The 9940-nt window shown below is 37.8% G+C and carries 8 protein-coding genes; 1 reads left to right on the top strand and 7 read right to left on the bottom strand.

What is annotated here, in order from left to right; all coding sequences use genetic code 11:
• Positions 1 to 30: 30 nt before the first annotated feature.
• From V7K32_RS28500 to V7K32_RS28510, 3 genes are all read right to left on the bottom strand, one after another.
• Complete coding sequence (locus V7K32_RS28500; protein WP_334998284.1) at positions 31 to 1008, bottom strand: Bpu10I family restriction endonuclease; 978 nt, start codon at positions 1006 to 1008, stop codon at positions 31 to 33.
• Positions 981 to 2222, bottom strand: a complete 1242-nt coding sequence (locus V7K32_RS28505; protein WP_334998286.1) for a DNA cytosine methyltransferase — start codon at positions 2220 to 2222, stop codon at positions 981 to 983. Before V7K32_RS28505 ends, V7K32_RS28500 begins: the two co-directional genes overlap by 28 nt.
• Before the next feature lie 200 nt (positions 2223 to 2422).
• A complete protein-coding gene (locus V7K32_RS28510; protein WP_334998288.1) occupies positions 2423 to 2572 on the bottom strand; it encodes a hypothetical protein in 150 nt (49 codons plus the stop codon).
• A 34-nt stretch (positions 2573 to 2606) separates the two neighbouring features.
• Between V7K32_RS28510 and V7K32_RS28515 the strand changes: the two genes are divergently transcribed.
• Positions 2607 to 4148 carry an ArnT family glycosyltransferase gene (locus tag V7K32_RS28515; RefSeq protein WP_334998302.1) on the top strand — a complete coding sequence of 514 codons (1542 nt, stop codon included), beginning with the start codon at positions 2607 to 2609 and terminating at the stop codon, positions 4146 to 4148.
• A gap of 161 nt (positions 4149 to 4309) precedes the next feature.
• Here V7K32_RS28515 and V7K32_RS28520 read toward each other — a convergent pair whose 3' ends face one another.
• The 4 genes from V7K32_RS28520 to V7K32_RS28535 all read right to left on the bottom strand — a co-directional run bounded on the left by V7K32_RS28520 (position 4310) and on the right by V7K32_RS28535 (position 9427).
• Entirely contained in the window at positions 4310 to 5491 is a 1182-nt protein-coding gene (locus V7K32_RS28520; protein ID WP_334998290.1) for a DMT family transporter, read from the bottom strand.
• 65 nt (positions 5492 to 5556) lie between these two features.
• On the bottom strand, positions 5557 to 6234 hold the full coding sequence (locus tag V7K32_RS28525; protein ID WP_334998292.1) for a DMT family transporter: 678 nt from the start codon (positions 6232 to 6234) through the stop codon (positions 5557 to 5559).
• Between the two features lie 73 nt (positions 6235 to 6307).
• Positions 6308 to 7615, bottom strand: a complete 1308-nt coding sequence (locus V7K32_RS28530; RefSeq protein WP_334998294.1) for a mannosyltransferase — start codon at positions 7613 to 7615, stop codon at positions 6308 to 6310.
• A 504-nt stretch (positions 7616 to 8119) separates the two neighbouring features.
• A complete protein-coding gene (locus V7K32_RS28535) occupies positions 8120 to 9427 on the bottom strand; it encodes a mannosyltransferase family protein (protein WP_334998296.1) in 1308 nt (435 codons plus the stop codon).
• Positions 9428 to 9940 lie beyond the last annotated feature (513 nt).

The raw sequence follows: 9940 nt of genomic DNA on the forward strand, positions 1-9940 counted from the left end.
TAAAGTTTTAGCTTTATCGTTAATCAGTAGCTACTTGTCAATTAGCCACCCACGCTCTATGCCATGTTCAATTCCGCCAGTCCAGTCAATTTTCAGATGCTTCCGTACTTTATGGAATAGATGTTGAACTACAACTGGATTAATTGAATTTTTAAGATATTTTTCTTCATACCTAAATTCTCGGTCAGTGTTTTTCTGCTGGCGTAGTACATAAATTTGGTCAACTTTGTACTTCCGAAGATTGACATCACTGGTCAACTTGATCCACTCCATAAGTACAACATATAAACTATTTGGATTTCTTGCTTTTAAGTCCTCTGCTGCTCGTGATGAGCCTTCGAGCATAGTTTTATCGAGATATGTCTTACATTCAATTGCAACAACTGGAATATCGAAAATGTGTGTTTCTGTGTTTCCTGTAACTGTAACTTCAGAGTAGTTTTCCGGTTCCTCTTTAAGAAGTGGGAGTATTTCACCAGGATTTTCATCTTTCTCCGGTGGAGTTGCTGCTTCAAATGATACTTGAATGGTAGCTCCAATTACAAAGTCATGATCTTTCTTTTCAATACGTGCATAGGGCCGCTTTAGCATCTCAGAGTATTTTGGCGGCACAAAGAAAATATCTTTGAATGTATGTGATTTGCCAATGAGAGCATTTTCTCCAAAGTCTCTTACTAAATCTTTAAACAGATAATAGAGAAATTCTTCCAGCACGCTAGAGTGAAGATTCGATCTAGAATCAAACTTCTCAGCATAGTGCTGCTGGTCTAAAAAATCCTTATATGTTGATAGAAGTTCTACCCTAGTAGCAATAATTGTGTTATCTTCATCAGTTAGTGTTGATGTCGGCCCAACTAATTCGAGATTAGCTGAACGCCACTTATCATACTCAGTTCTAATCTCACTGAGATATTTTTTACTCTCAACATCTCTGTATTTTGTGCGGTGATTCTCCTTTTGTTCAAGATTAGAGCCGTGAACTAAAGGGTTTCTATCGCTTTTGGGCATAGCTGTAATTTATTTTGAAGATGAAGTGCGATCGCTTTAGCAAGAATAGGTGGTACAGCATTACCTACCTGATTGTACTGGCAAAGAAACTTCTCGTCGAATCTCTCTTCTCGATGTAATAATTTGTGAGATACAACAGTCTTCTTCCCTAGAAAACGATAAGTGTCAGGAAAAGATTGAATACGTGCGCCTTCACGGGCTGTCAAATTACGATGCTGGAAAGGATGAAGAAAATTAGCGTAAAAGGAAGCGGCTATTGTATGTGATGGTTTATATGGATTTAAACGTCGGTTATTCTGGTCATAACTTATATCAGATAACTCACCATTTCCACTACGGCGTCTAGCCCCATGTTCTTTTGGTGCGTCTGAACTTGATTCACCCCATTTAATATGTTTGAAGCGTTCCACAAGCCTCTGGGAATGATCCATTGCAACATGATTGTAAAGTGTTTGACTCCCATTCTTGATCCATCTTTGATAGTTATTGAGAGCTTCTGAAATATAAGGTTGTTCCTCTTCACCCTCACGTGCATTCAGTGGTGGTAAATCTGATATAGCATCCCACAAGCTTAAGGCAGGAAGTAAACCCATACAGGCAAATATTGATAATTGAGAGCTATTGATATGCAATAAATCTAAAGAATGTGTTTTTGGAGGAATGCCTAATTTTGTTCCTATTTTATTTCCAACAATAAAAATACGCTCCCTAATTTGTGGTACACCATATTCAGCAGCATTTAATGACCATACTTCTACAAAATATCCGAGATTTTCAAAAGTTTCTTTAATGATATCTGTTACCTTTATACCTTCAATATTTTTGCGCGAAAGTAAACCTTTGACATTCTCCATTACAAAAGCTTTAGGTTTGAGAAAACATATCCAATCAGCAAAGTTAATGAATAGACTATTTCTAGGGTCTTTAGGATCTTTTTGTGCTGGTCCGGCAATACTAAAACCTTGACATGGAGGGCCACCAATAATAATATCAGGCTTGAAGTCACAGATATCTTTAACGCTACTTGCAGTGTTTAAATCACGGATATCTTGTTGAATAACTGTCATATTAGGACGGTTGTAGCGCAGTGTATCACAAGCCCAGGCATCAATCTCAACGGATAAAGGAAGAGAAAAACCTGCCATCTCGAAACCTAGACCAAAGCCACCAGCCCCAGCAAACAAATCAATAGTGATAGGTTGTGCTGTTACCATAGACTCTTAATGTGGTTACTCATCTGGTTTACCTTCTAAACACTCTAGGATGATACCCTTGTAACGCTTTGTCAACCTGCTATACAGTTATTCTGGTCAAGGTATCTTGGCTATAAGTAATTTTTAGTATTCTTAAGGACAGTATCTTCAATCAATCGACTTGTTTTTAATCAGACCTGAAGTGCATTTAATAGGACGAATCAATCCTTATGAGTGTGATATTTGCTAAGTGGACGATTGACGAATATCACCGGATGATTGACGCTGGCATTTTGAGCGATCACAAGGTTTAACTGCTCAAACCAAAGTAACCAAACTCCTATTGCTAAATCTGGGGTAAAATACCGCATTACAGCCGTTGAGATGATTATCCCGATTTTAAATATGCGTCTATTCCGAGAAAAAGAATGGTTATTTAGCCTACTGCTAATATCTCTAGTTCTATGGCTAATATTTTTAGGAAACTCCCCTTTACGAGATTGGGATGAAGGTACTGTGGCACAGATTGCCCGTGAAATTTGGCGTGCCCCACTTGGTTCAATGCATTGGCTTTACCCCACTTTGGGAGCTGAACCTTATTATAATAAGCCACCACTGATGCACTTGCTAATTGCTTGGACTTACTCTATCGGAGGCGTGAATGAGTGGACAACACGTCTACCGGGTGCAGTGTTAACTGCTTTAGGAGTGCCTTTGCTTTACTTAGTAGGATGTTTGCTTTTTAACGAAAGTTTACCAGCTTTGTTTGCCGCTTTAGTTTACCTGACAATGTTACCTGTGGTGCGTCACGGAAGGTTAGCAATGCTAGATGGTGCAACTATTACCTTTTTCTTGCTGTTGTTGTTTTGTTTGCTCAAAGCACGTCAGAATCGTCGGTATGCTCTCGGTGTGGGATTTTGTCTAGGGTTAATCACTCTAATTAAAGGGATGATAGTTTTGCCACTAGGAACGATCGCTTGTTTATTCCTGATTGCAGATCGGCAGTTTGCTTTGTTAAAAAGCCCCTATTTATTAGTGGGAATATTTTTCGGAAATGCGCCCGCGATCGCTTGGTTTTTTGCACAATGGCAACATTATGGCGAAAATTTCTTCCAAGTTAATTTTCAAGCACAAACTTTTAATCGCCTTACACAATCTGTTGAAGGTCATAAGGGGCCTCTCTGGTACTATTTAATTGAGATAATTAAGTATAGTTTTCCTTGGCTATTATTTTTTCCAGGAGGCTTTTATCTAGCTTGGAAAAAATCTCAGACTTCCTGGAGTCGCCTAATTATTATTGGCACAATTGTTTACTTAGGAACTATCTCTTTAATGAGAACTAAACTGCCGTGGTATGTTATGCCTGTATATCCATTTTTAGCTTTGGCAATTGGTGCTAAACTTAGCGAAATTTGGCAGTATGGTCATTTTAAAGTGCGAACTTTAACAATATTTCTGGCTATTATTTCTATTGCTGGTTTAGGAGGTTGTGTTTACTTTTTTATTAAAAAAGAAGCTATTTTAATAGTCATGAGTATTGTTTTGGCAATAAGTATGGGCATCGCAGCATGGTTAGTTAAACAGCGCGATCGCAACTTTATTCCAGTATTATTTTCTGGGATGTACTTAGTTTTAGCACTGTTGATGAGTTCGCAATCATGGATTTGGGAATTGAATGAAGCTTTTCCTGTTAAACCAGTAGCGGAATTAATTCGGGCAAATGTTTCACCAAGAACACAAATTTATACTTCTTTTGCTTATAATCGTCCTAGTTTGGACTTTTACAGCGATTGCAAGGTAACTGCTGTAACTGTGCCAATTTTACAAAAAATGCTATCTAATAAATCTTATTTGCTATTAGACAATGAGGCTTTACAGCAAATCAATTTAACTGGTAGTAAAATCATAGGAGCAGCTAACGGATTTACACTAATTATCAAAAATTAATTATACCAAAATCCACAGATCCCCAACGTCTCAAAGAAGTTAGGGATCTTATTTATTGCTAAACCACCAATGAATGATATTAATCAACCTAAGCTACCCAAATATCGCGGACAAATCAAATTTGCAGATAGATAAATGAACTTTTACAAGCTGTTATAGCATTACGAGCCTTCGTTTGTTACTTGAACAGTGGATTGGCTAGATTGGGCTAGATAGATACCCGCTAAAACTACGGCAAAAGTCGCCCAGTCAAACAAACCTACCTGTTCTGAAAAAATGAACCAAGCGAAAATGGAAGCCAAAACTGGATTGAGCAGAAGGGTAACGGCGACGACGCCTGATGAGAGTCTGCTGAGGCTATAAGTTAGAAGTCCCTGACCCAACACTTGGCAGAAGAGAGCTTGAAAAATGATGAAAAACCACCCCATCCAAGAATAGGGAAACAATCTCTCTTCGATGAATGGGAGAATAGGCAACAGAAACATTGTAGACACACCACAACGCCAGAGCATTATGGTTGCGGTAGTAAATCGGGTTTGGAGTTGTTCTATCAGCAGCAAATAGGTGGCAATAAAAATCGCGCTTAAAAATGCTAGCGCATCACCAAGTATTTGGTCAGTTGCAAATTGCATCTTATGAAGTTCAAAGGCGATCGCTCCTAAAAGCGCTATGACCATACCAATAACAAATCTCTTATCGAAGCGCCGACCTAATAACAGATACCCAGCCGCAGCAACGAATAAGGGATTCAAATTAGACAGTAAAGCTACGTTAGCAACGCTAGTTTGACTCAGCGACCAAGCCCACAACAACAAGGAAGTCGTTGCAGCAGTTCCCATTGCCAATAACAGCCACACGTCCTGTTTTGTAAAAGGCTTCTGTTCTATAGGTTGACGATCAGATTGTTGGCGGCGCAAAGCCTCAAGTCCATTCCACAGCCCAAAGACGACTGCGGCGATCCAACTGCGATGAAATCCTACAGCATTTGCACCAATTTCTTGTTCGCACAATTTGGCCAGAGATGGTGCTAAAGATATGGGAATTAGGGCAAGAAATAATGAGATAGTTCCTAGTAAAGCTGGTCTTTCGGAGAATTGTTGTAGTAACAATACTTTGTTCGTCATACTTTTAACGAAAGTGTTAACTATCTTTTTGACTGATTCCTGAAACGGCAAATTAACAACAGCTTGACTAGATATGCCTAAGTATAAACCCATTAAAACTACAGCAAAACCTACCCAATTTGAAAAAGTTAATTTTTCCGAAAATACTATAAGAGCGAAAATGCCACTAAATACTGGCTCTAACAGATGCACCAAGGAGACAACCACAGAGGAAAACAAGGCTATAGGTCAAAAGCCCATGACCTAAATACTTGGCAAATCAGGGCTAGGGAAATTACCCAAAGCTACCCACTGACTGTAGAGGGGAAAACCCGATCTTGAGTGAACAAAAGTATGGGGAAGATGACTAAAGCCGCGATCGCACTGATCCACAACTGGATTGTAACAGGAGAAAATTTAGTTCGTAATTTTTCTACCATTAGCAGGTATCCACTCAAGAAAACCGCAGAAACGATCGCAGCAAAGCCTCCTTGAACTTCGCCTATGGCGATTTGCAGTTCCTCAAATTCAATAGCGATCGCTCCTCCAAGTGCGATAACCATCCCAATCAGGAATTGCCTCTCAAAACCCTGACGAAATAACAGCCACACCCCTAAACTAGTAAATATGGGGGCGAGGTTATGCAATACACTAGAAATCGCAACGCTAGTTTGAGTCAGCGACCAAGCCAAAAAGACTAAAGTGGCAGCCTTCATAATACCAGCGCCTAGCAATAAGTACAGATCCTGACTGGTGTAGGTCTGCTGTTTTACAGGTTTTTTTAAGGAGAATTGGTGGCGTATTGCCTTGTATCCATGCCATCCTAAGAAGACCGCACTAGCAAGCCAAAAGCGATTAAATACAGTGGTAGTGAAGCTGAGTTCAATTTCGCTTAATTTCATAAAAATAGAGCCAAAAGAAATGGCGCCTACACCTACAAATAATGAAGCGATCGCTATCTTCGTTTGATTGGATACATTCATTATTAAATTTCAATTCAACCTCTGACCAAGAAATAATCAACTAAAAATTATTGATTAACTATTTTTTTGCCTTTTAACCGAGCCATTGATCTTTTCCATAATCAATCCATTGTTGCACAAGAGCGATCGCAGATACAATAGTCACAAATAATAGGTTTTTATATTTTCTTTCTCCCGGAAAACAACAATATAAATATCCTAAAGCTAGAAAAAAGAAAGGTATTGCAAATATATATCTGCCTAAACTCACTAAGCGGTTTTGTGTGAAAAATACAATTAAAGCATTTATTACTGAAAAATATATACAGAACCAGAATATATAATTATTTTGTAAGCTTTTTGTGAATTTAGAGGTAATTATCTCCTTTTTTGCACCTCGCCAATAATTCAAGATATACGCTAATACTAATCCGGGCGGATATATTATTAAGATATCCCAGATAAATAATTTAGGAATAAATACCAATACTTTCTGGCTTTTAGATTTGCAATATATTATAATCAAAGAAATTATTAAAATTAAAATTGGCAAATATAAACCTAATAAATCAAACAAGGGAGATTTAGAGAAAAATAGTAAGTCTAAATGTAACCCTAATGTTTTACCCCATAGTTTTTGGTCGTGGAATGGTGCTAAAAAATCTCCTCTTGATTGGAGACATGAAAATCCATAAATAGAATATCCTAATATTGCTGAAATAGATATTGCGATCGTTCGGAAAAGGTCACTTTTACTTAGCTGTTTTGTTAGCAAAAATATTGTTATTAATGAGAATAAGCAAGCAAAAATCATCGGAATTAGTACCGGACGAGTTAAAGCCATTAAAATGCTAAGAAACGATAGCAGTATTAATTTTATTTTCTCATTTAATTTGTTATCAGGTAAAAGCAACCATATCAAAAAAATTCCTAGTAGAGAAAACAAGCTTTCGGTGTAGCCTATAACGCGAAAAATCGCCATAGGGTTGAGGGTGTAAGCAAGAGCAATTAATAATGCCAAATATTGATTTTTTAAAGCTTTTTTAAATATCCAAAATACTAGAGGAGTAGATACGCAAAAAACTGCTGTAGCTGTAATTTTAAAATAATTTGCATATTGTTCTAAACTTTGGGGATAAAATAGGTGAGTAATTATTAAACCCCAAAAAGGATAAAAAGCAGTACAAGTATTTTGCAAAGCCATATTTGCATAATGTTCTATATCCCAATAGTAACTTTTTTCTGGTAATTGAGAAGGAATTGTACGGCTTAACTGAGTGGGCGAAAAAAACTTATAAAAACTATCAGGGTAAATTAGCATACCCACAATGGCGCAAACAATAAAAGCGCTATAAAGAATTATATAAGGTGTTAAATGTGTGGTAAGATTTATTTTTTTCATTTTCTTATCTCGATTTATAAAATTTAATTCAATTTATTAGCAATAAAGAATCAACTCATTGATTAAATCCTCTAAAGTAAATAGGCAAGAAGAAATCAAACTAAATTATGTAATGTAAAATTCATGAAATTCGTTTTTAGTAAGCGGCTCCAGCTTTTTTATAATGTCTGAAGCGTCTGATTACCAACCAAGTGGGTAAATTTATTGTTGGGGTAAAGCAAGAGGGAAGATTTTGACTAAGTTTATCTTTCTTTGCATAGTTAAGTTTTATTGTGCCTACCTACTTATTCACACCTACCTAAACCACGTCTATCTTGAAACCTATAGTTCTTCCATAGTTCTTCCATAGTTCTTCCATGATGAAAAGGATTTGCCTTCATCCCCCAACCCCGAATCCCAAATCTGGGATTCGGGGAGCCACAATTTCAAACTCCCTCTCCCAAATCTGGGAGAGGGATTTAGGGAGAGGGTGAAAACTACGGTTCTCAACTAAGATTTGGTTTACTAACCAACCCAGCGCTCTTGGGCAAATCCTACAGCTATTTTGGCTAGTAATGTCACAAAAGCGCCCAATATTAAATATCCCTGACGAGGATGGCGAGATAGCAGCACACCAATAGCTATATTTAGAGGCACAATACCATAAGCGAGACGGCTTAAAGAGATGGTACCTCCAGAAGCTAACAGCAAACCAATACCGCAAAAGCCATAAATAACTGTAACTGCGGTCAATTGCCTACTTAAGCGCCACAACACATAGCCACCACCTAAGACCATGAACAAGTTGAGCAAGCTATTAATCCACTCTTCAGTTGCCAGAATCAACAAAGATAAGACTAAAGCATAAAAAGCATAAAATAATTTCACACAACGAAAATGTTGACGGAAACGCCATAAAAGATAGCCACTGGTAACAATTACGCCAAACAACAACAGATACCAGGGGTCTTGAATCCCACCAGATGGGTTTTGAACCCAACCATATTGCCAATTATTTGTGCCAACTACAATTTGCATTAGCATATTTAACCAACCCTGCCAATCAAACCCCAGAGTTGGCCGCCATCCCCGTTGTGCTTCAACAAAAGCTAAAGGGTTGCCAAAATAAATCGCACAATACAAACTGAATAGAAGTATGCCAATAGCGGTAGTAAAACCAGCTATGTAGGCAATGGGTGGTCGGCGTTCTTTCCAGGCTGCGATCGCAAATGCTGCAATTAGTGCCATACCTGTAGGACGTGTTGCTGTCGCCATCGCCCCCCAAAGCGCAGTCCAGCTATACTGCTTTTGATCAAACGCCCGCAAAGCCGATGTACTCAAAAACAAATACAAGCCCTCTGTATAAATCACCCCCGTAAACATGGAAGATGGATACAAAGAAACTACTGCTGTAGTCCACTGCGCTGCATTAATGCCATAATTTTCTTTGATCCAAAAGTACAAACAGTAAAGGGCTGCGAAAAATGCCAAGTTGTTGATTAACGTACCTGCTAATTCAAACGGCAAGCCTAGTTTCATCAAAACCCAAATGCTTAAGGGAAACAGGGGAAAAAAGGCCAGATTGTGTTGTTTGCCGTCATTGACAAATTCATATCCAGAAGTAGCGATCGCTCGATAATGTATACTATCCCAGGCATCAAAAACCCCCCAGCCAAAATGGGGCAAAAATTCTTCTGCTGGTAACGGTAGTTTTGGCGCAACTAGCAACATAGCTGTCCAAATGAATATTCGGCTGGCAACCCATATTGCTGCTGGAAACAGGACATCATTTTTCCATAAAACTTTTTTTCTAACTATCTGAACTTTAACCATAAACTTAAGTGCTTCAACAAACTCCCTTATGCATCCTTTTACATATAGCTGCAATACAGCAAGTAAGAGATTGCATATTAAATCCTGCATCAACCTAATTAACAAACTGGACAGATTAGCAATTAATTAAAATTATTTCCTATTTTGTGACTTTTGACAATTTTCTCAAAATTTATCTTTAAAATATACTATTTATAAATAGATTTTTGTTTAGCTGGATGAAAAATGAGCAGCTTTAGGGCGTATTTTAAAAGCCGATATTATAAACTGACTAAAGTAATCTATTGAACTAGAATAATTTGCATGCCAGTACATTTGATTCAGGAAATTTATCATATCTTGCTGTTTATTTTTAATGGGAAATATTCATCCAGCTTTTGGGATTTATCTGCTATAAAACTTTGAAATTAACGGATTGAGGCAGGGCAAACGCATCTAAATATTGACGAGCCTGAATCAGGATGAAATACACCAAGACTCAAACTACATAGGGCTTTGAGGAAATTAAATCTC

It is taken from the genome of Nostoc sp., from assembly GCF_036917635.1.
Lineage (GTDB): Bacteria > Cyanobacteriota > Cyanobacteriia > Cyanobacteriales > Nostocaceae > Nostoc.

Coding starts and splice junctions, on each gene's coding strand:
- V7K32_RS28525 (WP_334998292.1), bottom strand. CDS start 6,234: ATGAATGTATCCAATCAAACGAAGATAGCGATCGCTTCATTATTTGTA.
- V7K32_RS28515 (WP_334998302.1), top strand. CDS start 2,607: ATGCGTCTATTCCGAGAAAAAGAATGGTTATTTAGCCTACTGCTAATA.
- V7K32_RS28500 (WP_334998284.1), bottom strand. CDS start 1,008: ATGCCCAAAAGCGATAGAAACCCTTTAGTTCACGGCTCTAATCTTGAA.
- V7K32_RS28505 (WP_334998286.1), bottom strand. CDS start 2,222: ATGGTAACAGCACAACCTATCACTATTGATTTGTTTGCTGGGGCTGGT.
- V7K32_RS28510 (WP_334998288.1), bottom strand. CDS start 2,572: ATGCGGTATTTTACCCCAGATTTAGCAATAGGAGTTTGGTTACTTTGG.
- V7K32_RS28530 (WP_334998294.1), bottom strand. CDS start 7,615: ATGAAAAAAATAAATCTTACCACACATTTAACACCTTATATAATTCTT.
- V7K32_RS28535 (WP_334998296.1), bottom strand. CDS start 9,427: ATGGTTAAAGTTCAGATAGTTAGAAAAAAAGTTTTATGGAAAAATGAT.